Origin of the sequence: Pararoseomonas sp. SCSIO 73927 (assembly GCF_037040815.1) — a bacterium.
Classification (GTDB): Bacteria; Pseudomonadota; Alphaproteobacteria; order Acetobacterales; family Acetobacteraceae; genus Roseomonas.
The window spans coordinates 468,177-490,579 of the sequence record NZ_CP146232.1 but is presented as its reverse complement, the minus strand read 5'-3'; the positions used below and the strand labels follow the sequence as shown (position 1 = coordinate 490,579).

General features: G+C 72.9%; 24 protein-coding genes. 14 read left to right on the top strand and 10 right to left on the bottom strand.

The genetic code is table 11. From position 1 onward, the window contains the following. Nucleotides 1–35: 35 nt before the first annotated feature. Nucleotides 36–755 carry a SprT family zinc-dependent metalloprotease gene (locus tag VQH23_RS02360; protein ID WP_338664010.1) on the bottom strand — a complete coding sequence of 240 codons (720 nt, stop codon included), beginning with the start codon at nucleotides 753–755 and terminating at the stop codon, nucleotides 36–38. A gap of 67 nt (nucleotides 756–822) precedes the next feature. Here VQH23_RS02360 and VQH23_RS02355 point away from each other — a divergent pair, with 67 nt between their 5' ends. From VQH23_RS02355 to VQH23_RS02345, 3 genes are all read left to right on the top strand, one after another. Continuing rightward, nucleotides 823–1,953, top strand: a complete 1,131-nt coding sequence (locus tag VQH23_RS02355; protein ID WP_338664009.1) for an acyltransferase family protein — start codon at nucleotides 823–825, stop codon at nucleotides 1,951–1,953. Nucleotides 1,954–2,059: 106 nt separating this feature from the next. Next, nucleotides 2,060–2,578: a hypothetical protein gene (locus VQH23_RS02350; protein ID WP_338664008.1), complete on the top strand. Its 519-nt coding sequence runs from the start codon at nucleotides 2,060–2,062 to the stop codon at nucleotides 2,576–2,578. Further along, nucleotides 2,575–3,024: a YetF domain-containing protein gene (locus VQH23_RS02345; protein WP_338664007.1), complete on the top strand. Its 450-nt coding sequence runs from the start codon at nucleotides 2,575–2,577 to the stop codon at nucleotides 3,022–3,024. The genes VQH23_RS02350 and VQH23_RS02345 overlap by 4 nt, the downstream gene beginning before the upstream one ends. A 120-nt stretch (nucleotides 3,025–3,144) precedes the next feature. Here the strand turns inward: VQH23_RS02345 and VQH23_RS02340 are convergent, their stop codons facing one another. Genes VQH23_RS02340 through VQH23_RS02330 form a run of 3 tightly spaced genes read right to left on the bottom strand, consistent with a single transcriptional unit; the run spans nucleotide 3,145 to nucleotide 4,932 of the window. Next, nucleotides 3,145–3,459, bottom strand: coding sequence for a cupin domain-containing protein (locus VQH23_RS02340; protein WP_338664006.1), 315 nt, complete (start codon nucleotides 3,457–3,459; stop codon nucleotides 3,145–3,147). Between the two features lie 19 nt (nucleotides 3,460–3,478). Beyond that, complete coding sequence (locus VQH23_RS02335) at nucleotides 3,479–4,423, bottom strand: dihydrodipicolinate synthase family protein (RefSeq protein ID WP_338664005.1); 945 nt, start codon at nucleotides 4,421–4,423, stop codon at nucleotides 3,479–3,481. Beyond that, nucleotides 4,420–4,932, bottom strand: a complete 513-nt coding sequence (locus VQH23_RS02330) for a YcgN family cysteine cluster protein (protein ID WP_338664004.1) — start codon at nucleotides 4,930–4,932, stop codon at nucleotides 4,420–4,422. Before VQH23_RS02330 ends, VQH23_RS02335 begins: the two co-directional genes overlap by 4 nt. A gap of 73 nt (nucleotides 4,933–5,005) precedes the next feature. Here VQH23_RS02330 and VQH23_RS02325 point away from each other — a divergent pair, with 73 nt between their 5' ends. Beyond that, nucleotides 5,006–5,479 (top strand): MmcB family DNA repair protein, encoded by a 474-nt coding sequence (locus VQH23_RS02325; RefSeq protein WP_338664003.1) that lies wholly within the window; start codon nucleotides 5,006–5,008, stop codon nucleotides 5,477–5,479. Between the two features lie 158 nt (nucleotides 5,480–5,637). Further along, entirely contained in the window at nucleotides 5,638–6,180 is a 543-nt protein-coding gene (locus VQH23_RS02320; protein ID WP_338664002.1) for a DUF4142 domain-containing protein, read from the top strand. A 70-nt stretch (nucleotides 6,181–6,250) separates the two neighbouring features. Here VQH23_RS02320 and VQH23_RS02315 read toward each other — a convergent pair whose 3' ends face one another. Then, entirely contained in the window at nucleotides 6,251–7,708 is a 1,458-nt protein-coding gene (locus tag VQH23_RS02315; RefSeq protein ID WP_338666037.1) for a bifunctional heptose 7-phosphate kinase/heptose 1-phosphate adenyltransferase, read from the bottom strand. A gap of 144 nt (nucleotides 7,709–7,852) precedes the next feature. Here VQH23_RS02315 and VQH23_RS02310 point away from each other — a divergent pair, with 144 nt between their 5' ends. The 4 genes from VQH23_RS02310 to VQH23_RS02295 are packed head-to-tail and all read left to right on the top strand — an operon-like array spanning nucleotide 7,853 to nucleotide 11,442. Continuing rightward, entirely contained in the window at nucleotides 7,853–8,776 is a 924-nt protein-coding gene (locus VQH23_RS02310) for a hypothetical protein (RefSeq protein WP_338664001.1), read from the top strand. Then, entirely contained in the window at nucleotides 8,773–9,960 is a 1,188-nt protein-coding gene (locus tag VQH23_RS02305; RefSeq protein WP_338664000.1) for a hypothetical protein, read from the top strand. The genes VQH23_RS02310 and VQH23_RS02305 overlap by 4 nt, the downstream gene beginning before the upstream one ends. Before the next feature lie 55 nt (nucleotides 9,961–10,015). Then, on the top strand, nucleotides 10,016–10,783 hold the full coding sequence (locus tag VQH23_RS02300) for an ABC transporter ATP-binding protein (RefSeq protein ID WP_338663999.1): 768 nt from the start codon (nucleotides 10,016–10,018) through the stop codon (nucleotides 10,781–10,783). After that, entirely contained in the window at nucleotides 10,780–11,442 is a 663-nt protein-coding gene (locus VQH23_RS02295; protein ID WP_338663998.1) for a GntR family transcriptional regulator, read from the top strand. Before VQH23_RS02300 ends, VQH23_RS02295 begins: the two co-directional genes overlap by 4 nt. A 6-nt stretch (nucleotides 11,443–11,448) precedes the next feature. On the opposite strand, the gene VQH23_RS02290 is transcribed toward VQH23_RS02295, so the two are convergent. Further along, nucleotides 11,449–11,802, bottom strand: coding sequence for a DUF1428 domain-containing protein (locus tag VQH23_RS02290; RefSeq protein WP_338663997.1), 354 nt, complete (start codon nucleotides 11,800–11,802; stop codon nucleotides 11,449–11,451). Nucleotides 11,803–11,941: 139 nt separating this feature from the next. On the opposite strand from VQH23_RS02290, the gene tcuA reads away from it, so the two are divergent. The 3 genes from tcuA (at nucleotide 11,942) to VQH23_RS02275 (ending at nucleotide 15,360) form a co-directional block, all read left to right on the top strand. Next, the gene (tcuA, locus tag VQH23_RS02285) at nucleotides 11,942–13,339 is read left to right on the top strand and encodes an FAD-dependent tricarballylate dehydrogenase TcuA (RefSeq protein ID WP_338663996.1); all 1,398 of its coding nucleotides are present in this window, start codon (nucleotides 11,942–11,944) and stop codon (nucleotides 13,337–13,339) included. Then, on the top strand, nucleotides 13,326–14,474 hold the full coding sequence (gene tcuB, locus VQH23_RS02280; protein WP_338663995.1) for a tricarballylate utilization 4Fe-4S protein TcuB: 1,149 nt from the start codon (nucleotides 13,326–13,328) through the stop codon (nucleotides 14,472–14,474). The genes tcuA and tcuB overlap by 14 nt, the downstream gene beginning before the upstream one ends. Before the next feature lie 94 nt (nucleotides 14,475–14,568). Then, complete coding sequence (locus tag VQH23_RS02275; RefSeq protein WP_338663994.1) at nucleotides 14,569–15,360, top strand: class II aldolase/adducin family protein; 792 nt, start codon at nucleotides 14,569–14,571, stop codon at nucleotides 15,358–15,360. A 38-nt stretch (nucleotides 15,361–15,398) separates the two neighbouring features. Here VQH23_RS02275 and VQH23_RS02270 read toward each other — a convergent pair whose 3' ends face one another. Further along, a complete protein-coding gene (locus VQH23_RS02270) occupies nucleotides 15,399–16,370 on the bottom strand; it encodes a tripartite tricarboxylate transporter substrate binding protein (protein ID WP_338663993.1) in 972 nt (323 codons plus the stop codon). A gap of 128 nt (nucleotides 16,371–16,498) precedes the next feature. Between VQH23_RS02270 and VQH23_RS02265 the strand changes: the two genes are divergently transcribed. Both VQH23_RS02265 and VQH23_RS02260 read left to right on the top strand, forming a co-directional pair. After that, nucleotides 16,499–17,473 carry a tripartite tricarboxylate transporter substrate binding protein gene (locus tag VQH23_RS02265; protein WP_338663992.1) on the top strand — a complete coding sequence of 325 codons (975 nt, stop codon included), beginning with the start codon at nucleotides 16,499–16,501 and terminating at the stop codon, nucleotides 17,471–17,473. Between the two features lie 52 nt (nucleotides 17,474–17,525). Next, nucleotides 17,526–18,140: an ABC transporter substrate-binding protein gene (locus VQH23_RS02260; RefSeq protein WP_338663991.1), complete on the top strand. Its 615-nt coding sequence runs from the start codon at nucleotides 17,526–17,528 to the stop codon at nucleotides 18,138–18,140. A gap of 6 nt (nucleotides 18,141–18,146) precedes the next feature. Here the strand turns inward: VQH23_RS02260 and VQH23_RS02255 are convergent, their stop codons facing one another. The 3 genes from VQH23_RS02255 to VQH23_RS02245 form a co-directional block, all read right to left on the bottom strand. After that, complete coding sequence (locus VQH23_RS02255; RefSeq protein WP_338663990.1) at nucleotides 18,147–18,890, bottom strand: VacJ family lipoprotein; 744 nt, start codon at nucleotides 18,888–18,890, stop codon at nucleotides 18,147–18,149. A gap of 64 nt (nucleotides 18,891–18,954) precedes the next feature. After that, nucleotides 18,955–21,585, bottom strand: coding sequence for an MMPL family transporter (locus VQH23_RS02250; RefSeq protein WP_338663989.1), 2,631 nt, complete (start codon nucleotides 21,583–21,585; stop codon nucleotides 18,955–18,957). Nucleotides 21,586–21,620: 35 nt separating this feature from the next. Beyond that, complete coding sequence (locus VQH23_RS02245) at nucleotides 21,621–22,376, bottom strand: phosphocholine cytidylyltransferase family protein (protein WP_338663988.1); 756 nt, start codon at nucleotides 22,374–22,376, stop codon at nucleotides 21,621–21,623. Nucleotides 22,377–22,403 lie beyond the last annotated feature (27 nt).

Genomic DNA, 22,403 nt, shown 5'->3' with positions numbered 1-22,403 from the left:
CGCCCTGAATCCTGTTCCGGATCCTGTTCCGGATCCTACCCTACGCGCAGCAGGGTCGGCCCGTGGCGCCGCAGCCAGTCCTGCGCCGCTTCCCGGTGCGGGGTCAGGCGTGACACATGGGCCCAGAAGCGGTCGGAATGGTTCAGCTCCCGCAAATGGGCCACCTCATGCGCCACCACGTAGTCCAGCACCCAGTCCGGGGCCATCACCAGCCGCCAGGAGAAGGCGAGCGTGCCGTCCGGCGCGCAGCTTCCCCAGCGGGAGCGCGTGTCCTTCAGCGTGATGCGGCGGATCTTCACACCCAGCGCCACGGCGTGGCCCGCCGCCAGCACGGCGATGCGGCGCTTCGCCTCCGCCTTCATGAAGTCGCCCACCCGGCGGGTGAGGAAGGCGGCATCCCCCGCCACCACGATCTCCCCGTTCCACAGGATGGCCGGGCCGCGCGCGGTCGGGTCGTGCCGGATGGCGTGGGGGATGCCGCCCAGCGGCACGCGCTCCCCCTCCCGGAAGGGGATGGCGGGGGAGAGGCTGCTCAGGCGCTCCTTCACCCAGGTCGCGTGGGTGGTCAGCAGCGCCATGCCCGCCTTCCGGCCGGAGCGCGGCGGCAGGGTCACCACCACCTCCCCCGCCCGCGGGTCGATCCGCAGCGAGACCCGGCGCGCCCGGGCGGAGCGGTTCCAGCGCACCGGCGTCGGCGTCGGGAGAGCCAGCGGATGGGCGCGGAGGGGAACGCTCTCGGTCTCGTTCTGTTCCATGACCGGGAGAATGGACCCTCGGCGGGGTCCGGTTCAACGGCTTGACAGAAGCGGGAATGATCCTGTGGTGAATGCGGCGCAAAAAGAGCACGGAAACAGCGTTCTGGCCGCCGATCCGCCCCGGATCGCCTTCGCCCACGGGCTGCGCGGCCCCGCCGCCCTCCTGGTCCTGCTGAGCCACTACACCCAGTTCTTCTGGGACCGCCGGGGCGCGGCCGCGAACTTCCTCGGCCTGCCGAACTGGACGGGTCCGGCCCCCTCCGTGCTGGAACTCCACCGCCTGTTGCCGGAAGGGTTCGCCGGGCATTTCGGGGTGGCGCTGTTCTTCCTCATCAGCGGCTTCGTCATCCCCTTCTCCCTGCTCGACCGGGGCCGGGGGAGCTTCGCCCTGGGGCGGGTGCTGCGGATCCTGCCGACCTACGCGGCGGGCCTCTCCGTCACCATGCTCGCGGTCCTGGCCTGCGCCCGGCACTTCGGGCAGCCCGTGCCCTTCGGGGTGGCGCAATGGGCCGCCCAGCTCCTCTTCGTGCGGGACCTGCTGAGCCTGCCCTCCATCGACGGCATCGTCTGGACGCTGGAGATCGAGGTCCGGTTCTACCTCCTCTGCCTCCTCCTCGCCCCCGCGCTGCGGGCGGGGCGGGTCGCGCCGCTGGTAACGGCCGCGCTGGCGATGTTCGGCGGGGTCGGCGCGCTGGCCGCGCTGCCCCTGCCGGATGCCTGGCTGACGGCGGTGACGGAGCTGGGGATCAGCGCGCAGATGATCACCTTCATGCTCGTCGGCACCGTGTTCCACGCCTGGCACCGGGGCACGGAGCCGCAGCGGACCCTCCTGGCGGCTGGAGCGGCCCTGCTGGCCCTCTTCGCCGCGCAATGGGCGGTGGGCGGCATGCGGGGGGCGCTGCGGCCCGGCCTGCTCTCCTACGCGGCGGCGCTGGGCCTCTTCGCCGCCCTTTTCGCCGCGCGCCATCGGATCCGGCAGTTGCCCGGGCCGCTCGATGCCCTCGCCCGGATAAGCTACCCGCTCTACGTCGTGCACGGGGTGGCGGGCTTCGCGGTCATGCGTCTGCTGCTGGAGGCGGGCTGGGGGCCCGGCGCGGCGGTCCTGGCCGCCACGGCCCTGGCCTTCGCGGCCGCTTGGCTGCTGCACCGGCTGGTGGAGCGCCCGACCCAGCGGGCGGCCCACCGGCTGGGCCGGTAAGCCCACCGGCTCGGCCGGTAAGCCCACCGGCTCGGCCGGTAAGCCCACCGGCTCGGCTGGTAGGGTCCCGCTGCAACGGGGTGTTCCCGGCCACGTTGCCCAGACCATGGACATCCCGCCCCCGATCCGCGAGATCGACGCCGAGGCCGGTGTCCAGCGCCGGATCTGGCTCGCCTCCCGCATCGCGTGGGGGGCCATGGCCGCCGCGCTGCTTCTCGGCGCGGCAGGGCTGTTCGGGGACGGGACGCTTGCCGAGGCCGAGGCGAGCGCGCCCGGCGCCTCCCTCCACCTGCGCTACGACCGTTTCCAGCGCGCCGACGCCATGAACCTTTTCACCCTCGTTCTCGACAAGCGAGAGGAGGGGCCGGGGGAGGAGAGGGAGGTGGTGCTGTGCTTCGATCGCCCCTTCCTGAAGGAGTGGCGGGTCTCGCGCCTCGAGCCGGCGCCGGAGCGGGAGGAGGCGCGGGGCGAGGACTGGTGCGGCCACTTCCTGATCGACCCCGCAGTGCGGCCGGCGGCGCTGCGCCTCTGGGCCGCGCCGAGGAGCAGCGGCTTTGCCAGGGGCGGCGCGATCTACCGCCCGGGCCACCCGCCCGTGCCCGTGGGCGCGGTGGTCTGGCCATGACGGAGACGATCCTCCGCACCGCCCTGGCCTGGCTGGGGCTGGTGGTCCTGATCCGCCTCTCCGGCCGCCGCACCCTCGGCGAGATGAGCCCGGTGGACTTCATCGTGCTGCTCATCATGGGCGACATGATCCAGCAGAGCCTGCTGGGCGAGGATTTCAGCATGACCAGCGCCTTCGTGGTGGTGGTGACGCTGCTGCTGCTGACCGTGACCTACGCCTGGGCAAAGTCTCGCTGGCCCCGCCTGACGCGCGCGGTGGAGGGCGTGCCGACGGTGCTGGTGCGGAACGGCGTGCCGGACGAGGCGCAGATGCGGGCCGCCCGCGTGGGCATGGACGAGGTGATGGAGGCGGCGCGCAAGAACGGGCTGCTCGATCTGGGGGAGGTGCGCTTCGCCGTGCTGGAGACGGGCGGGGAGATCAGCATCATCCCCGCCGCGAAGGGCTAGGGCAGATCGCCTAGGGCAGATCGCCGTAGCGCGGCATCGCGCGAAGGCGTGAATCTGCCCTTCAAACAATAGGCCAGGGCATGTGCGGTGAACGCATGTGAACCGGAAATGCCCTCGCCCTCAGCCCGGGTGGGCCTTGAACTCGATCTCCACGAAGGAGAAGGGCACCGTGCCCTCGTTGATCACGTTGTGCTCCACTCCCGGCGGGCGGGTGTAGGAGACCCCGGCGGTGATGCTGGCCTGGCGCATGGCGCCGCCCGGCTCCTCCAGGGTCATCGTCCCGTCCGTCACGGGCACGACGAGATAGGCCCAGCCATGGCGGTGCCAGCCCGTCTCGGCCCCCGGCGGGAAGTCCCAGCGCGTGACGCGGGCGATGGCGTCATCGGCCTGCACGGTCGCGGTGGCGGGGATGCGGCAGCGAAGCGGTTCGGACATGGGCCTCAGCTTGCAAGCCTCAGGCCGCGAGCGCCATGCCGATATCGGCGAGGCCGGGAAGGGGCAGGGCGCCCGTGGCCTGCCAGGCGGCCCAGGCGCGGTCCCCTTCCTCCCGCGTCAGCGGCGTGTGCGGCGGGCGGATGTGGCGCCAGCCCTCGTCGCCCGTGCTGCGGGCGATGATCTCGCGCAGGCCGGGGATCAGCGGCACGGTGGCGGCCGCGGCGCGGCAGGCGTTCATCATGGCCTGGGCGGCGTCCGCCTCCGGCCCCGTTCGCTTCGTGTACACGGTCTGGGCGAAGCCGCAGGTCAGGTTCGTGGCCGCGGTGATGCAGCCGGCCGCGCCGAGCCCGAGCATCCGCTGGAACAGGCTGTCCCCGCCCGGATAGACCTCGAAGCCGCTCGCCGCGAAGGCGCGGAGATAGGCTTCCGTCTGCGCCGCATCGCCCGTGCTGTCCTTGATGCCGCGCACGGTGCCGGGGAAGGCCTCAATCAGTCGCCCGACCAACTCGACCGAGAGCGGTACGGCCGACTGGGCGGGGAAGTGGTAGAGGTAGAAGGCGAGGCCCGGCCCGGTCCGCTCGATCACCTCCGCGTAGTAGGCGAAGAGGCCGTCATCGGTCGGGGCCTTGTAGTAGAAGGGGGGCAGGACGAGCACGCCGGGGCAGCCCAGCTCCCGCGCGTGGCGGGAGAGCTCCACCGTGTCCGTGATGTTGGGCAGGCCCGTGCCGGGCATCAGCCGCGCCGCCGGCACGCCCGCGTCCACCAGCGCCTCCAGGATGCCGCGCCGCTCGGCGAGGCCGAAGGAGGCCGCTTCCCCGGTGGTGCCGAGCACGCCGAGGCTGTTGCAGCCGTGGGAGAGGAGCCACTTCGCGAAGCGGACCGTGCGGGCGTGGTCCGGCGAGAGATCCGCCCCCACCGCCGTGATCAGCGCCGCGTTCACCCCGGCGTAGAGCGCGCCCGTCATCCTGCCTTCCTCCCCAGTGACCCCGCGGCGCGGGGTGCCCGGCCGCCCTTGCGGGACCTGGCCGGCCATCGGCCCGGCCATTCCACCACATGATCCTCCAGCGCGCCTGCCTCCCGCTCCGGCACCGCGCGCCCGCGGACCGAGATTCCGGCGCGGTGGACGCTCTCCGGGTCGCCCGTGACCAGCGGGTGCCACTCCGGCAGGTCCCCCCCGCGCGCGAGGAGGTGGTAGGCACAGGTGGGCGGCAGCCAGTCCAGCGCGGGCAACATCTTCGCCTTCAGCTGCACGCAGTCCGGCACGTGGTCCTTGCGGTTCGCGTAGTCGCGGCAGCCGCAGCCCTGGGTGTCCAGCATCCGGCAGGCGACGTTGGTGAAGTGGATCTCCTCCGTCTCGTCGTCGCGGATCTTGTGCAGGCAGCAGCGGCCGCAGCCGTCGCACAGGCTCTCCCACTCCGCGCGGGTCATGGCGGAGAGGGACTTGCGCTTCCAGAAGGGGAGGGAGTCGGACACGGCGCTCCTCTACACCTCCCGGGGACCCAACTGGAAGCTTGACCTGCTCCTCGACTCGGCGTGAATCCGGCCGATGCCGCTGGACCTGACCATCCCCGAGCGCACGGCCACCACCTGCCGCGCCGCCATGCGCTTCTGCGCCCGCAACCGCTGGGCGCCGCTCGCCGAGATGCCCATCCCCTGCGGCCGGCGGCTGGACATCATGGCCCTGACGCCCGAGGGCTGCCTCTACGCCATCGAGGTGAAGTCCGGCCCGCGCGACTTCCTCTCCGACAACAAGTGGCACGAGTACCGGGACTGGTGCGACCGGCTCTACTTCGCCGTGGACATCGACTTCCCGCAGGAACTGATCCCGGAGGAGGTGGGCCTCATCGTCTCCGACGGGTTCGACGCGGTGATGGTGCGGGACACCGAGCACAAGGCCCTGGCGGGCGCGCGGCGGAAATCCCTGATGCACCGCTACGCCGTGCTGGCGGCGGGGCGCCTGGCCGCGGCCCTCGACCCCGTGGGCGCGCAGGAGATGCGGGCCGCGCTGCTCTGCGAGTAGGCCGGACCAGAGCGGCCTGCCTTCGCCCTGGCCCGCTTCGACTGCCCCGGCCTGTCGGATGGACTGGCCCTAACATTTCATGGTCCGGAACCCTCCTCCGGCTCCGCCGTTCTCTCCCGGCGCCGGCCCCCCAGGCGCCACCGGGAGAATCACCAGCCATGTTCCGTCGCTCCATCCCCCTCGCCCTCGCGGGCGCCGCCCTGATCCCCGCCATGGCCCGCGCCCAGGCGCCGGCCGCCAGCGCCAACCCGCAGGCCGGCACCGCGCCGAACCGCATGGCCGGGATGTCGCCCGACCAGCTCGCCCTTCGCACGCACGAGGCCGGCGCCTTCTCCCTCATCACGGCCCGCGTGGGCGTGGAGAAGGCCACGAACCCCGACGTGAAGCGCTTCGCCAACTTCGAGGTGACGGAGCAGGAGGGCGTGGCCCAGGCCATGAAGCTGGCCGGCCACAACTTCCCCGACCACGCGCCCACGGGCGAGAAGGCCCAGGCCCTGCAGCGCCTGCAGGCTGCGGGCGGCGCCGAGTTCGACCGCCTGTTCCTGGAGGTGCAGGAGCAGGGCCACCAGGAGCTGCTGAACCTGACCACGGCGCTGATGAACAGCACCGCCCCGGCGCCGGACAAGATCATGGCCCTGCTGGCCAACGGCCAGGTGAAGGAGCACCTGATCCTCATCGGGCTGATGATGGGCCGCCGCTGAGGCCCGGGCCCGCGGCGGCCTCCGGGCCGCCGCGGCCCGCTGACAGGCGCGGCCGCCAGTGGCCGCGCCGCTAGCCCTTCAGGCCCAGCCCCAGCCGCGCCACCGTCGCGTCCGGGTCCGGCAGCAGGTCAGCCAGGCGCACCACGCCGCCCCATTCCTGCACCAGAAGCCCGCCGGGGATCTCGTCCACCCGGTTGTCCGCGCCCTTCACCAGCACGTCCGGCCGCAGCGCCTCGATGAGGGGCAGGGGCGTGTCCTCCTCGAAGAAGGTCACGAGGTCCACGGCGGGGAGGGAGGCGAGCACGGCCGCCCGCGTGGCTTCCGCCTGCACGGGGCGGGTGGGGCCCTTCGCGCGGCGCACGGCGTCGTCCACCTGCACGCCCACCACCAGCCGGTCGCACCAGCGCCGCGCCTGCTCCAGCAGGTGGACATGGCCGGGGTGCAGCAGGTCGAAATGGCCGTCGGTGAAGCCCACGCGCCAGCCGCGGCGGCGCCAGCGCTCCGCCTGCTCCGCCGCGCGGGCGCGGGGGACGATCTTGCGCAGCGCGCCGTGCCGGCCGCCCAGCGCCTCCAGCAGCTCCGTGTCCTGCGCCACCGCCGTGCCGAGCTTGCCGACGACGAGCCCGGCCGCGAGGTTGGAGAGGCGCGCCGCGACCGGCACGGGCAGCCCGGCCGCGAGCGCCGCCGCCACCACGGCCACCACCGTGTCCCCGGCGCCGGAGATGTCGGCCACCTCCGCCGCCTCGGCCGGGAAGTGCTGCAGCCCGTCCCCGTCCAGCAGCGCCATGCCGTGCTGCCCGCGGGTGACGAGGACGGCGCCGAAGCCGTGCCGGTCGCGCAGGGCGCGGGCGGCGGCGACCACCGCGGCCTCGCCGTCCACGTCCATGCCGGTGGCACGGTGCAGCTCCGCCCGGTTCGGCACGATCAGGTCGGCGCCGGCGTAGAGGGCGAAGTCCTCCCCCTTCGGGTCCACCACCACGCGGCGGCCGGCGGCGTGGGCGGCCGCGATCAGGCGGGGCGTCACATCCCCCGCCAGCACGCCCTTCCGGTAGTCCGAGAGGACCATGACCTTCGTCGCGGCCACCGTGTCCTGCGCGATGCGGATCAGCCGGTCCGCCAGGCGGGGATGGATGGGCTGGGCCACCTCGTGGTCCGCCCGCAGCAGCTGCTGGCCGGAGGCGATGAAGCGGGTTTTCGTGGTGGTGGCGCGGCCGCCCTGCACCAGCAGCCAGGGCTCCACCCCGGGCTGCCCGCCGATGAGGCCGGTGAGGTCGGAGCCCGCCTGGTCGTCCCCGACGACGGAGAGGAAGGCGACGGAGGTGCCCAGCGCCGTGAGGTTGCGCACCACGTTCCCGGCGCCGCCGGGCATGGCCACCTCCCGCTCCACCGCCAGCACGGGCACGGGGGCCTCGGGCGAGATGCGGGTGACGCGGCCGTAGACGGTGCGGTCCAGCATGGCGTCGCCGACCACGAGCACGGAGGCGCGCCGGAGGGAGCGCACGGCCTCCGCAAGGTCGGCGGCGCCCATGGGATGGGTAGGAGGTTCGGGCACGGGGCCGGTCATCATTCCCGGCGTAGCCCCTGAACGGTGCGGGTGGCAACCGGGCGTTTCGGCCGGTGACGGAGGGTTAACCCCGCGGCGCCAGATTGCGGGGGCAGATCTGGGGGCGCGATGATCGCCGTCACGCTTCCGGCCCAGGACGGGCCGGCCCTTCCGTTTCCTGGCGCCGTCCCGGGCGCCTTGCTGTTCCGCCCCGGCCCCGGCCTGGCGCCGGAGGCGCACCGGGTGGCCCGCGCCCTGCTGGAGGACGCGGCGCGCAACCGCGGCGGCCGGGTCCTCTCCGCCGAGGACGGGACCTGGCGGCTGGTGGCCGCGCCGCCGGCGCTGGAGATGGCGCGGCGCGCGCTCTCGGCCGTGCTGAACGGGCGGGACGCGGTGCTGGTGACGGAGGCGCTGGCCGCGCCGGCCGCCAGGCCGGTTCCGGCCGGGACGGGGCCGGAGGCGATCCTCGCCGCCCTGCCACTGGACGGGCTGCTGGAGAGGCGGGAGATCCTGGGCTTCGGCCCCGGCGGAGTGCCGCGCCCGGCCGGGGTGCGGGTGCGCCCGGCCGCCGCCGCCATCGGGGCGGCGCTCGGGCCGCGCTGGGCGGGGGCGCCGTGGCAGGCGCATGGCTGGGGCCTGGTCGCGCGCCGCGCCCTGGGCCTGCGGGAGCCGGCGGAGGGGGCGCTGCACCTCGACCTGCCGCCGGAGGCGCTGCCGGCCGAGTCCCCCCCATGGCGCCTGCCGGTCCTGCCGGTCTCCGCGCTGGCCAGCCCGCCGAAGGGGCGCTTCGGCGTGGACGGGCCGCCCCGCGCGGCACTGGCGCTGCTAGAGCCGACTGCGCTGCCGGGCGCGGCGCTGCACCTCGCCTGGGAGCCGGGGCTGGACCACTTGCCGGCGGGCTTCTGGGCGGCGCTCGGGCCCGGGCGGGTGGTGCTGGAGGGGGTGGCGGACGCCGCCGGGCTGGAGTGGGGGCTGTCGCGCGGCATCGGGCGCTTCGCCGGGCCCGGGGCCGACCGGCTGCTGGCCGCGCTGCGGCGCGGGGCGCGCGGGTGAGGGCCGCGCCGGACCCCGGACCGGGAAGGCCGGCCCCGCGCGCGGCCGGGCTGGTCGATCCTCCGCCGCTGACCGGGCCGGACGGCGGCGTGGCGGAGCTGGCGGCGCTAGTGCGGCTCTGCCTCGCCTCCGGCTCCGTGCGGGACATCCTTTGGCTCCGCCTCTCCCGCCTGCCGAGAGGGCTGGACCGGCCCCATCACCGCCGCCTGCTGCGGGAGGCGCTGGCCCTGCCGCAGCACGCCCGCCGCGCGCGGGTCTTCCACCTGCCGGACGGCGACATGGCCGTGGCCACCGCCCCGCCGGACACGCTGCGCCCCGCCATGATGCGCGTGCTGGACGGCGCGGTGGAGGAGGAGGCGGTGGCGGAGGTGGTGCGGTCCCTGTGCCTGCCGGAGGAGGCGGGCGCCTTGCTGGCGGGTCTGGAGGAGAGCCTCGGCCTCGCCCCGCCCGCGCCCCCCGCCGGCCCCGAACCCCCGCCGCTGGAGGCCGAGGCGCTGGCCGCCGTGCTGCCGGCGCTGACGCGCGCGGACCTCGCGCCCTATCTGCGCCGCCAGCCCGTGCTGCGCCTGACGCACGAGGAAGGGTTCGGGGTGGTGGCGGAGTCCGTCGCCCCCATGCCCGGGGCGCTGCGGGACCGGCTCCTGCCCGGCCGCGGGCTGGGGGCGGTGCCGGCCCTGGAGGCGCGGCTGCGGCTCTCCCTGGAGTTGCGGATGCTGGCGGGGGTCGCGCGGCCGGAATGGCTGGCCTCGCCCTCGCCGCTGCACCTCTCGCTCTCCGTCGCGTCCCTGACCTCGGAAGCCTTTCTTGCGCTGGACGGGCGGCTGCCGGGGGCTGTCCGCCCGATGCTGACCCTCGGCGTGCCGGCCGCGGAGGTGCTGGCGGACCCGGCGGGCTTCGCGCTGGGGCGGGACCTGGCGGCCAGCCGCGGCTACGGCCTGGCGCTGGAGGCGGCGGGCGGGCCGGTGCTCGCCCTCCTGCCGCCGGCGCGGATCGGGGCGGGGACCGTGCGGCTGGCCTGGTCCGAGGCGCTGCCGGGCGATCCCGGGCCGGTGGCGGCACTGGCCCGGGCCGGGATGCCCGTGGTGCTGACGGGGGCGGACCGCAGCGCCGCCATCGCCTGGGGGTGGGAGAACGGGATCACCCTGTTCCAGGGGCGCGCGACGGACCGGCACCTCCGCCACTGACCCGGTGGTGCCCCGTGCCCTGGCGGCGCGGCGCCGCGGCCTATATCCCCCCTCCATGCGCGCCGCACCGGACCCCGACGCCCCCGCCATCGCGGCCGAGGGCTTGACCAAGCGCTACGGCGAGGTGGTGGCGGTGGACGCGCTCAGCTTCACCCTGCCGCGCGGGGCCACCTTCGGGCTGCTGGGCGGCAACGGGGCGGGGAAGAGCACGACCATCGCCATGCTGCTGGGGCTGCTGATCCCCAGTGCCGGGCGGGTCCGGGTGCTCGGGCACGACATGGCGCGGGATCGCTTCGCGGCGCTGGCGCGGGCCAATTTCTCCTCTCCCTACATCGCCCTGCCGCACCGGCTGAGCGTGGGGGAGAACCTGCGGGTCTACGCCCACCTCTACGACGTGCCGGACGGGGAGGCGCGGATCGCGGAGCTGGCCGGGGAACTGCACCTCGGGGATCTGCTGGACCGGCCGGCGGGCGACCTCTCGGCGGGGCAGAAGACGCGGGTGGCGCTGGCCAAGTCCCTCATCAACCGTCCGGAGGTGCTTCTGCTGGACGAGCCGACGGCGAGCCTGGACCCGGACACCGCCGATTTCGTGCGGGGCTGGCTGGAGCGGTACCGGGAGAGGAGCGGCTGCGCCATCCTGCTGGCTTCCCACAACATGGCGGAGGTGGAGCGGCTCTGCGGCCATGTCCTGATGTTGAAGAAGGGGCGGCTGGTGGACAGCGGCTCTCCGGCGGCGCTTCTGGAGCGCTACGGCCGGGACGACCTGGAGGAGGTGTTCCTGGACATCGCGCGGGATCGTTCGGGGCCGGGGAAGGCGCCGTGAGCGAGGGGATGCGGCCCGGCCGGTCCTCCGGCGCCGGGGCCTACGAGCTGCTGCTGGAGGCGATGGAGGCCGGCGCCCTGCCGGCGGGCACGCGGCTGCGCGAGGCGGAGCTGGCGGAGCGCTTCGGGATCAGCCGGACCCCGGTGCGGGAAGCGCTGAAGCGGCTGGAGGCCCAGGGGCTGGTGCTGCACGAGCCCCATCACGGCGCGGTGGTGGCGAGCCTGGACTACGGGCAAATGACGGAGCTCTACCACATGCGGGAGGTGCTGGAGGGCACGGCCGCCGGGCTGGCCGCGACCCATGCGACAGCCACCGAGGTGGAGATCCTGCGGGAGATGGTGGAGCGGGATCGCGGGTTGCTGGAGGACCCGGCGGCGTTGGCGGCGACCAACCGGGCCTTCCACCGGCAGATCCGGCTCTCCGCCCGCAACCGGTTCCTGAACACCTCGCTGGAGACCATGCGGATCTCGCTCGCGCTGCTGGCGCGGACGACACTGGCGGCGCCCCGGCGCGGGGCGGAGTCCGTGGAGGAGCACGCGGCGATCCTCGGTGCGATCGAGGCGCGGGACGCCGCGCGGGCCGAGGAAGCCGCGCGGCGCCACATGCGGAACGCCTTCAAGGCGCGCATTCGTCTGGAGCACGCCGACGGCCAGGGGTGAGGAGCCTCACGCCTCGATGAAGCTCCGGAAGCCGCCGAAAATCATCCGCTTCCCGTCGAAGGGGGCGTTCGACATCGTGTCCTTCAGGCGCGGGTCGGCCATGACCTTGGCCATGATGGCGTCCCGGGCCTCGCGGCTCTCGTAGGTGATCCAGGAGAAGATCACCGTCTCCTCCTCCGTCGCCATGACGGCGCGGGGAAAGGAGGTGAGGGTGCCGTAGGGCACGTTATCCGCGACGCACTCTACATAGGAGAGGGCGCCGTGCTCCTTCCACACCTCGGCCCCGATACGGGCCATGGCGGTGTACTCGTCCATCCTCGCCTTCGGCACGGCGAGCACGAAGCCGTCGACATAGGGCATGGATCGTTCCTCCGCTGAACTCCTCTCCGATGATGGACGCCCTGTCATCTTTCAAGGGACGCTTGCGTGTCACTTCCCTTGTGCGGAACGCGGGAAGATCGTATCCCACCGTATACAGTTCTGGAGGGTGGCAGGGGCGATGCCGGACTTCTCGCGTGTCTGGGACGTGCTGGTGATCGGGGGCGGCAACGCGGCCCTCTGCGCCGCCGTGACCGCGCGCCAGGCCGGGTGCTCCGTGCTGCTGATCGAGAGCGCGCCGAAGGCCTTCCGCGGCGGCAATTCCCGCCACACCCGCAACATGCGGACGATGCACACGGAGCCGACCTCGGTGCTGACCGAGGCGTACCTGGAGGACGAGTACTGGGACGACCTGCTGCGGGTCACGGGCGGGCAGACGGACGAGCACCTGGCGCGGATGACCATCCGGCTGACCACCGACGCGCTGCGCTTCATGGAGGCGAGCGGGGTGCGGTTCCAGCCATCCCTCTCCGGTACGCTCAGCCTCTCCCGCACCAACGCCTTCTTCCTCGGCGGCGGCAAGGCGCTGGTGAACGCCTACTACGCCCTGGCCGAGCGCCTGGGGATCGACATCCTCTACGACACGGAGGCCGTGGACCTGAGGATGGAGGACGGCTTCGTCCGCGAGGTGGCGATCACCCATCGCGGCTTCCCGGAGACGGTGCGGGCCAAGGCGGTGGTGGCCTCCTCCGGCGGGTTCCAGGCGGATCTGGAGTGGCTGGAGAAGGGCTGGGGGCCGGCGGCGCGCAATTTCCTCATCCGCGGCACGCCCTACGCCAAGGGCGTGGTGCTGCGGAACCTGCTGGACCAGGGCGTGGCCTCGGTCGGCGATCCCACCCAGTGCCACGCGGTGGCGATCGACGGGCGGGCGCCGAAGTTCGATGGCGGCATCGCGACCCGGCTGGACTGCGTGCCCTTCTCCGTCGTGGTGAACAAGGACGGCGAGCGCTTCTACGACGAGGGCGAGGATGTCTGGCCCAAGCGCTACGCCATCTGGGGCCGGCTGGTGGCGCAGCAGCCGGACCAGGTGGGCTACGCCATCATCGACGCGAAGTCCGAGACGCTGTTCATGCCGAGCGTCTTCCCGCCCATTAAGGCGGACAGCGTCGGCGAGCTGGCGGTGAAGCTGGGGCTGGAGCCGGCGAAGGTCGAGGCGACGATCGCCGGGTTCAACGCGGCCTGCGTGCCCGGCGAGTTCAACTCCACCCGGCTGGACGGCTGCCGCACCGAGGGGCTGACCCCGCCCAAGACCCACTGGGCGCGCCCGATCACGGAGCCGCCCTTCATCGGCTACCCGCTGCGCCCCGGGATCACCTTCACCTATCTCGGCGTGAAGGTGGACGAGAACGCCCGCGTCCGCATGGATGACGGGCGGCCGAGCGCGAATCTTTTCGCCTCGGGCGAGATCATGGCCGGCTCCATCCTCGGCAAGGGTTACCTCGCCGGCTTCGGAATGGCGATCGGTTCCGTCTTCGGGCGGATCGCGGGCAGGGAGGCCGCGAGGAATGCGCGAAACTGAGGCCACCGCCGAGGCGCGGCGCGCGCTCGAGGTCTGCAACGCCTGCCGCTACTGCGAGGGCTTCTGCGCCGTCTTCCCCGCCATGACGCTGCGGCGGGAGTTCAGCTCGGGCGATCTGAGCTACCTTGCCAACCTCTGCCACAACTGCCGGGGTTGCTACTACTCCTGCCAGTACGCGCCGCCGCACCCCTGGAACATCAACGTGCCGCAGGTGCTGGCCCAGGTGCGGGCGGAGACCTACGAGGAATATGCCTGGCCGGCGTCGCTGGTGGGGCTCTACAGGCGGAACGGCACGGTGGTGTCGCTGGCCGCCGCCGCCGGGATCGCGCTGACGCTGCTCTTCACCATGGCGCTGGTGGACCCCTCCATCCTCTACACCGCGCAGACCGGGCCGGGCGCCTTCTACCGGGTGATCCCCTGGTGGCTGATGGTGACGCTGGCGGGCGGCACCTTCACCTTCGCCGTGGTGGTGCTGATCATAGGCTTCGTCCGCTTCTGGCGCGACACGGGCGGGCGGGCGGAGGAGTTCGCCCAGGGCCGGCCGCTGATGACCGCGCTGCACGACATCTTCACGCTGAAGAATCTCGGCGGCGGGGGCGGCGGCTGCAACGACGTGGACGAGGGCTTCTCCCAGGTCCGGCGGCGCTTCCACCACTTCATGTTCTACGGCTTCCTGCTCTGCTTCGCCTCCACGAGCACGGCGACGGTCTACGACCACTTCCTCGGGCTGGTCGCGCCCTATCCGTTCTGGAGCCTGCCCGTGCAGCTCGGCACCTGGGGCGGAGTGGGCATGGTGATCGGCACGGCCGGGCTGATCTGGACCAAGATCGTCTCCGACCCGGCCCCGGCCGCGCGCAACCTGCGGGGGTCCGAGTACGCGATGCTCTCGCTCCTGCTCCTCATCGCCGCCACGGGGCTCCTGCTGCTGGCGCTGCGCCACACGGGGGCGATGGGCGTGATCCTGGCCGTGCATCTCGGCCTGGTCTTCTCCTTCTTTCTCGTCATGCCCTACTCCAAGATGGTGCACGGCGTGTACCGCTCGGCGGCGCTGTTTCGGCACGCGCTGGAGCGTCGGCCCTCTCCCCCGCCGCCGGGGAACAAGCCTTCCGACCGGGCCCTGGGCTCGGCCGCCTGAAGGCAGCGATTTGTTTGCGCTGGCCCGGCGCACCGGACGGGCCGAACATGACGGAGGCGCCGCATAAGCCGCCCCGGGCACAGGAGGATCGGTGATGCTGGAAAAGACGAGGAAGCAACTGCGCATCAGCTCGATGCAGGATAAGGTCTCGCCGGCCGAGTGGCAGGCGCGGATCGACTGCGCGGCCTGCTACCGGCTCGTCGCGCATTACGGCATGGCCGACATGATGGCCAACCACATCTCCGTCCGCGTGCCGGGTGAGGAGAGCTTCCTCATCAACCCCTACGGCATGATGTACGAGGAGATGACGGCCTCCGCCCTCATCAAGGTGGACATCGAGGGAAACATCCTGGGCAAGCCGGACTACGGCGACTTCGATTTCGGCATCAACCGCGCGGGCTACGTCATCCACTCCGCGGTGCACCACGCCAAGCCCGAGGTCGAGTGCGTGATCCACACCCACACCTGGCCGGGCATGGCGATCTCCTCGCTGGAGTGCGGGCTGCTGCCGATGACGCAGACTGCCATGCGCTTCACCCGGATCAGCTACCACGAGTACGAGGGCGTGGTGCTGAACACGGATGAGCAGGCGCGGCTCGTCGCCAATCTCGGCGACAACAACGCGATGATCCTGCGCAACCACGGGCTGCTGACGGTGGGCCGCACGGTGGGCGAGGCCTTCAACGCGCTGCACCGGCTGGAACTGTCCTGCAGGGCGCAGATCGCGGCCATGTCCTGCAACACGCCGCTGCACCCCGTGCCGCAGAAGGTGCTAGACGAGACGTACCAGAACTACCAGCCCAACGTGCGGCGCCCCTACGGCGTGATGGAGTGGCCGGCCCTGCTGCGGATGCTGGACCGGCTGGACCCCACCTACGCCGAGTAGGCGCCGTGCCTTTCCGGCGCCCGATATTCCAGCCCCCGCTACTCTGGTACCGCGCCGGAGCGGCGGACGACCTCCGACCAGCGGTCGATCTCCGCGCTGATGAAGGTGGCGAACTCGGTGGGGCTGTTCCCCACCGGGTCCGCGCCCTGCTCGACCATCTGCTTCTCGATATCCGGGCGCTTGAGGATCGAGGCCGTATCGGCGGAGATCTTCCGCACCAGCTCCGGTGGCGTGCCCGCGGGCGCGACCATGCCGAACCAGGAGGAGGCATCGAAGCCGGGGAAGCCCAGCTCCGCCATGGCCGGCACGTCGGGCGCCGAGCGGGAGCGGTGCAGGCTGGAGACGGCCATCGGCCGCAGCCTGCCGGCGCGGATCTGCTCGATGACGCTGGGGATGGTTGCGAACATGAAGTCCACGCGGCGCGAGAGCAGGTCGTTCAGCGCCACGGCGCCGCGATAGGGCACGTGGGTGGTCTGCACCCCCGCCATCTGGTCCATGAGCGCGCCGGAGAGGTGGGAGGAGGTGCCGACCCCGGTGGAGCCGTAGGAGAGGCCGCCGGGCCGGGCCTTCGCCAGCGCCACGAGCTCCGCCACGCTGCGGGCGGGGAAGTCCGGCGCGACGACGAGGATGTTGGGCACGCCCGCCAGAAGAGTGACCGCCGCCAGGTCCTTGCGGCTGTCGTAGGGCATGGTCTTGTAGAGCGACATGTTGACCGCGAGTGGACCGACCGAGGCGACGAGCAGCGTGTAGCCATCGGGCGTGGAGCGCGCGACGTACTCCGTGCCGATGTTGCCGCCCGCACCGGGACGGTTCTCGATCACCACGGGCTGGCCCCACATCTCCGAGAGGCGCGCGCCGACGAGGCGGGCGATGATGTCCGTGGTGCCGCCCGCGGTGAAGGAGACGATGATGCGCACGGGGCGGTCCGGCCATGCCGCCGCGCGGGCCGGGCGCAGCGCGGGAAGGGCGAGGATGGGCGCGGCCAGAAGGCCGCGGCGCGTTGCTTTCATGGTGTCCTCCGTTCGGCCGCTCTCCGGCGGCGACGTGCCGTCATCGTGGCAAGCGCGAGGGCGGTGGCGCAAGCGCCGAGCACGCGACGAGAACGGAAGCTTTGAAGAAAGTGCAGTGGAGGAAAGGCATGAATGAGATGACGCGCCGCCGCCTGGTGGCGGCATCCGGCATGATCCTGGCAGCGCCCGCGCTCGCGCAGCGCGGCTGGCCGGAGCGGCCGGTGACGCTGCTCGTGCCCTACGCGGCGGGCGGCTCGAACGACGTGGTGGCGCGGTTGCTGGCGCCGAAGCTGCAGGCCGCGCTGGGCCAATCCTTCGTGGTGGAGAACCGCACGGGCGCGGGCGGCTCCATCGGCATGGCGGCGGTGGCGCGCGGCCCGTCGGACGGCACGCTGTTCCTCATCTCCTCCGCCAGCAATCACGTGATGTACCCGATCGTGGCGCCCGGCACGGTGCCGGACCCGCGCGAGGCCTTCGCGGGCATCTCCATGCTGGTGGACGTGCCGCTGGCGCTGACGGTGGCGAACCGGCTCGGCGTGAGCGACCTGCGCGGCCTGCTCGCGCTGCTGAAGCGGGAGCCGGGGAAGCACTCCTTCGCCTCCTCCGGCGTCGGCGGTTCGCAGCACCTGGCGGGTGAGCTGTTCAAGATGATGGCGGGCGTGGACATCGACCACGTGCCCTATCGCGGCGGCGGGCCGGCGCTGAACGACCTGGTGGCGGGGCAGGTCTCCCTGTCGTTCCTGAACCTGCCAACGGCGCTGCCGCAGGGCGAGGCGGGGACGGTCCGCATCCTGGCCGTCGCGGGGGAGAGGCGGTCCGCCCTGAAGCCGGATATCCCCACGGTCGCGGAATCCGGCGTGCCCGGCTTCGCCGTGCGGTCCTGGACCGCGGCCTTCGCGCCGCGCGCGACGGCGCCGGAGATCGTGGCGCGCTTCAACGCGGCGCTGCGCGAGATCCTGGGCGACCCTGCCGTGAAGGCGCGGCTGGCGGAGCTGGGGACGGAGGCGGAGCCCTCCGCGCCCGACGAGCTGGACCGCTTCGTGCGGGCGGAGTTCGACCTCTGGACGCCCGTGATCCGGGCCGCGAAGGTCACCGCGGGGTAGTAGCGCGGCCTTGATGGCGGCAGGGCGCGCGGGCCGTGCTATGGCTCCGGCCATGCAGGACTCCCGCCCCTCCCGCCGCCTCCTCCTCGGTGCCCTGGCCGCCGCCGTGCCGGGCCTCGCACTCGCCCAGGCGGCCGACCCGCGCGCGGTGGTGGAGCGCTTCCACGCCACGCTGATCGAGCTGATGCGGAACGCCACCCAGTTGGGCGCGCGCGGCCGCTACGAGCGGCTGCGCCCGGCCATGGACGCCGCCTTCGACCTGCCGGCGATGACGCGCATCGCGGTGGGCCCGGCCTGGACCGGGATCGCACCCGACGCGCAGGCGCGGCTGGTGCAGGCCTTCTCCGACTGGACGACGGCCAACTACGCCAGCCAGTTCAAGGGCTTCTCCGGCGAGAGCTTCACCACCACGGGTGAGCAGGCCTTGCAGAACGGGGACCGCATGGTGCGGACGACGCTGAACCGGGTGAACGACGCGCCGGTGCAGCTGAACTACCTTCTCCGCTCCGGCAGCGCGGGGTTCCGCATCGTGGACGTGTACCTGACCGGCACGATCAGCGAGTTGGCCTCCCGCCGCTCCGAGTTCGGGGCGCTGCTGCGGGATGGCGGGGCGGAGCGGCTGGTGGCGGACCTTCAGCGCCGCACCGCGGCGCTGCTGCAGGGGTAAAGGGGGCTACCGCGCCCCCGGGTCCTCCAGCACGTCGATCCTGTCGCCCACGTCGCCGGTGCGGCCCAGCTCCACGTCCCGCCGCTGCTGCCACACGCTGCGCAGCCGCGCGTAGAAGTCCAGCGAGCCGCTGCGCAGGGCGTCCAGGTTCTCGATGTTCTGTTCCCGCAGGTCCACGCCGCCCACCACGGCGCGGGCCACGTTGCCCTCGAAGGGGATGAAGTAGGTGAGGGGGTTGGTGAAGCCGTCCGCCACCAGCCCCACCGTGTCCCGCACGTTGGAAGGGCCGGCGAGGGGCAGCATGACGAAGGGCCCGTCCTCCAGCCCCCAGGAATAGAGGGTCTGGCCGAAATCGCCGGTGCGGCGGGCGATCCCGAAATCGGTGGCCACGTCGAAGATGCCGCCCAGCCCGACGGTGGAGTTGAAGAAGAAGCGCATCGTCGTGTGCCCGGCATCCAGGAAGCGGCCCTGGAGAAGGTTGTTCACGAGGATCCGCGGCTCCTGGATGTTGTCCAGCACGTTGCGGACGCCGGTGCGGACGGGCTCCGGCACCACGGCCCGGTATCCCTGGGCCACGGGCTTCAGCACGGCGTCGTCCACGGCCAGGTTGGCGTCCAGCACGTCGCGGTTCGTCGCCTCCCAGGGGTCGCCCGGGGTAGCGGAGGCCACGCCATCGGCGTTCCGGGTGGCGCAGGCGCCGAGGGAGAGGGCGCCCAGGAGGAGCAGGGCGCGAATCGAGGCTTGGACCATCACGGAATCATAAGCGGAGCCGGCCGCCGCCGCCCAGCATCCTTTCCAGCACGAGCCTGTGACGTCAGGCGGCTTTCACGGCCCTCTCCTCGGGCGGCCGGGCCAGCAGGGCGGGGCGGATGAGCAGGGTGACGAGGATTTCCCAGCCCAGCGAGATCATCAGCAGCCGCCCCATGCTCGCCGTGCCGGGATGGGTGGAGAGCCAGAGGGCGCCGAAGGCCGTCGCCGTGGTCAGCGCGCTGAAGATCACCGCCCGCATGAGGCTGGACTGCAGCAGGTGGTGCTCCCCCGCCCGCCAGGCGACGACGAAGTAGACGTTGAAGGCCACGCCGATGCCAAAGAGCAGGGGCAGGGCGATGATGTTGGCAAAGTTCAGCGGCAGGTCCAGCGCGGCGCAGGTGGCGAGCGTCAGCAACCCGCTGAGCAGCACCGGCAGCATTGTCAGCACCACGTCCCGGACACGGCGCAGCACCAGGGCCAGCAGGGCGGTGACGGCGATGAAGGAGAGGAGCCCGGCCTGGATGAAGGCGGAGACCACCATGCCACCCGCCGCCTGGATGGAGATGGGCGGCCCCACCGCCTCCGGCGCCACGGCCAGCACGGCGTCCGAGAAGCGGACGAGGTTATCGTTGTCGTTCGGGTTGCCGCGCGGGTAGGCCTCCACCCGCCAGCGGCCATCGGCGGTGCGCCAGTCGGCCACGAGGTCGGGCGGCAGGTCGGCCTCGGTCACCGGGCCGGCGGAGAGCAGGGCGCGGAGTTGGGCGAGCAGTACGCGGAGCGGGGCGGAGACGGCCTCGTCCGCCGCCGCGCGCTGCGCCGGGGTGCCGGTAGCGAGGCTGGCCATTGCATCCGCCAGCCGGCGGGCGGCCCCAGCGGCGGGGTCCCCGGCATCACCGGCCGTGCGGCGCAGGGCTTCCGCGGTGCCCTGCAGGGCGCGGGCACGCTCCGCGTCATCCGGCGGGGGCAGGGGCTGCACCCCCTCCAGCACGGGGCCGAGGAGGCCGGCGGCGTCCCCGACGAAGGCCAGCTTCTCCTCCTGACGGGAGGGGATGAAGGTGGCGAGGCTGACCGTCCGCAGCACCTCCGGCAGGGTCTCCAGCCGGCGAGCCATCGCTTCCGCCTCCGCCCTGGTGGGGAGCAGGACGCTGATCGTGTTCGGCGTGCGATCCGCATCGGCTGAGATGTCCCGCAAGGTGGTCATGGATTCCGCGCCGGGGTTGCGGAGGTGCAGCGGGTTGAAGTCGAAGCGCACGAAGGGCAGCGCGGCGAGGCAGGCCAGGGCCACCAGCCCGGCGCCGATCAGCACGGGGCGGCGCTCCCGCTCCAGCAGCCGCTCCACTGGGGCGAGGGCGGCGTATCCGAATTCCGCTCGCCCGCCGGCGGGCGGGCGCATCAGCACCAGCAGCGCCGGCAGCAGGGTGACGGTGAGGAGGAAGGCGATGCCCATGCCCAGCCCGGCGATGGCGCCCAGCTCGGCCACGCCGACATAGGAGGTGGGGAGGAAAGCGAAGAACCCCGCCGCGATGGCGGCCGCGGCCAGGGCCAGCCCCCGCCCGACGCCGCGCCCGGCCTCGGCCAGGGCGTCCCGCAGGTCGGGGTGGTTCAGCCGCTCCGCCAGGGCGCGCATGGAGAGCTGGATGCTGAAATCCACGCCCAGGCCCACGAAGAGGGGGATGAAGGCGACGGAGATGAGGTTGAAGCGCCCGATCGCCAGCAGCCCGAGCCCCGCGGTGATGACGAGCCCGATGAGGGTGGTGAAGAGGATGGCCGCCATGAACCGGGCGGATCGCACGGCGAACCAGACGATCCCCACCAGCGCCAGAACCATGGCGACGGCCACCACGTCCATATCCTCGGCAAGGCTGGCGAACTCCTCGTCGGCCAGGGGCACGGGGCCGGTCAGGCGGATGGTGACGCCGTGGGCGGGGTCCAGGCCCAGCCGCGCGGCCGTCTCCTGCAGGGCCTCGGTGCCCGCTCTCCCGGGCTGGAGGGCGGTGAAGTCCATCACGGGCTGCACCAGGACGAAGCGCCTCAGCTCCCGCGGGTTGGGCGGGCCGCCGGAGAAGAGGGCACGCCAGGAGAAGGGGGCGGGCCGGCCGGCCAGCAGCGCTTCGAAGGTCCCGGCCAGGGCGGTGGCGGCGGGCTGGATGTCGGCCAGCCGCGCCTGCCCGAGCGCCACGCCCTGCAGCACGGTGGAGAGGGCGCCCGCCACGCCCCGCAGGCTGGGATCGGCCGCCAGCGGCCCGAGGAAGGGTTGGGCGCGGATGAGGCCTTCCATGCCCGCCTGCACCTCCTCCAGCGGCAGGAGGAGGAGGCCGTTCCGGTCGAAGAAGGGGCCGCCATCGGGGCGGCGCACGCTGCGGAAGAGGTCCGGCCGGGCGGCGAGGGCCTCGGCCAGCCGGGCGGCGGCGCTCTCTGCGATCTCGGGGGTCGCGCCATCCACCACGGCGACGACCAGGTCCTCCTGCCCGGGGAAGGCCCGGTCATAGGCGATCTCCCGCTGGCGCCAGACGAGGTCGGTGGAGATCAGCTCCGCCGTGTCGGTGGTCATGGCGAAGTGCCGGGCAGCGTAGTGCGCGGCGCCGGCGGCCAGGATCAGGCCGAGGAGGAGGACGGCCCAGGGGCGCGCGGCGCTGAGGGCGACGAGGCGTCCGGTGAGGGACGGGCGCCCGGCAGGGGAGGATCGGGGGGTCACGCCTTCGCCTTAGCGGGGTTGGCCGCCCCGGGAAATCAGGCGGCGTCGAGTTGCGGCAGGATATCGCGCCGGGCGCGGAGGATGTCCTCCTCGAAATCGATCTCCACCCAGGGCAGGGCGGTGATGTCGTGCGCCCGGAAGCGGGCCGGCCCGGCCAGGATCAGGTCCCGGATGGCCTCTTCGTACTCCAGCCCCCTGTGCCCGGCCTGGACATGGAACCGGCAGCGATCGGCCAGGGCGGTGGCGGTCTCGGCGGAGAAGCGGAAGAAGCCTACCGATTCGCCGTGCCGGTCGTGCGCGTGCTCCGGCACCTTGCGGAAATCCACGATGGTGTCGCCCCGGAAGCAGATCTTCACGGGCTCGTCGCCCGGCTCGATCTCCCGGTCCAGCAGCAGCACGTTCTCCCCCGGCGCGTCCAGCAGGGCGCCGATCATGCGGGGATCGTAGAGCACGTCCCCGTCCATCAGCAGCACGGGCCCGGCCCGCAACACCGCGTCCTGCACCGCGAGGGAGACGAGGCTGCCTTCCCGGAAATCCGGGTTTCCGACGAAGGAGACGCGGTCCGCCCAGCCGATCCGGGCCACCTCCGCCTCGATCAGCCCGCGCTCGTAGCCGACTGTCATGCTGACCCGGCGAATGCCGTTCGCGGCCAGGGCCTCGAGGTGACGGTGGAGGAGGGTGCGGCCGCCGAACTCCAGCAGGATCTTCGGGCCCTCATGCGCGGCGCCGAGCCGGCGCCCCACCCCCGCGGCCAGGATGATCGCGGTGGGGGTGGCGGCGTGAACGGGCAAGACGGGCTTCCGGATAGGCGGCTCTTC

Bases quoted from the DNA above. Each gene is read 5' to 3' on its own strand.
- VQH23_RS02360 (WP_338664010.1), bottom strand. From the start codon at position 755: ATGGAACAGAACGAGACCGAGAGCGTTCCCCTCCGCGCCCATCCGCTG.
- VQH23_RS02350 (WP_338664008.1), top strand. From the start codon at position 2,060: ATGGACATCCCGCCCCCGATCCGCGAGATCGACGCCGAGGCCGGTGTC.
- VQH23_RS02345 (WP_338664007.1), top strand. From the start codon at position 2,575: ATGACGGAGACGATCCTCCGCACCGCCCTGGCCTGGCTGGGGCTGGTG.
- VQH23_RS02340 (WP_338664006.1), bottom strand. From the start codon at position 3,459: ATGTCCGAACCGCTTCGCTGCCGCATCCCCGCCACCGCGACCGTGCAG.
- VQH23_RS02335 (WP_338664005.1), bottom strand. From the start codon at position 4,423: ATGACGGGCGCGCTCTACGCCGGGGTGAACGCGGCGCTGATCACGGCG.
- VQH23_RS02325 (WP_338664003.1), top strand. From the start codon at position 5,006: ATGCCGCTGGACCTGACCATCCCCGAGCGCACGGCCACCACCTGCCGC.
- VQH23_RS02320 (WP_338664002.1), top strand. From the start codon at position 5,638: ATGTTCCGTCGCTCCATCCCCCTCGCCCTCGCGGGCGCCGCCCTGATC.
- VQH23_RS02315 (WP_338666037.1), bottom strand. From the start codon at position 7,708: ATGGGCGCCGCCGACCTTGCGGAGGCCGTGCGCTCCCTCCGGCGCGCC.
- VQH23_RS02310 (WP_338664001.1), top strand. From the start codon at position 7,853: ATGATCGCCGTCACGCTTCCGGCCCAGGACGGGCCGGCCCTTCCGTTT.
- VQH23_RS02300 (WP_338663999.1), top strand. From the start codon at position 10,016: ATGCGCGCCGCACCGGACCCCGACGCCCCCGCCATCGCGGCCGAGGGC.
- VQH23_RS02290 (WP_338663997.1), bottom strand. From the start codon at position 11,802: ATGCCCTATGTCGACGGCTTCGTGCTCGCCGTGCCGAAGGCGAGGATG.
- tcuA (WP_338663996.1), top strand. From the start codon at position 11,942: ATGCCGGACTTCTCGCGTGTCTGGGACGTGCTGGTGATCGGGGGCGGC.
- tcuB (WP_338663995.1), top strand. From the start codon at position 13,326: ATGCGCGAAACTGAGGCCACCGCCGAGGCGCGGCGCGCGCTCGAGGTC.
- VQH23_RS02275 (WP_338663994.1), top strand. From the start codon at position 14,569: ATGCTGGAAAAGACGAGGAAGCAACTGCGCATCAGCTCGATGCAGGAT.
- VQH23_RS02270 (WP_338663993.1), bottom strand. From the start codon at position 16,370: ATGAAAGCAACGCGCCGCGGCCTTCTGGCCGCGCCCATCCTCGCCCTT.
- VQH23_RS02265 (WP_338663992.1), top strand. From the start codon at position 16,499: ATGAATGAGATGACGCGCCGCCGCCTGGTGGCGGCATCCGGCATGATC.
- VQH23_RS02260 (WP_338663991.1), top strand. From the start codon at position 17,526: ATGCAGGACTCCCGCCCCTCCCGCCGCCTCCTCCTCGGTGCCCTGGCC.
- VQH23_RS02255 (WP_338663990.1), bottom strand. From the start codon at position 18,890: ATGGTCCAAGCCTCGATTCGCGCCCTGCTCCTCCTGGGCGCCCTCTCC.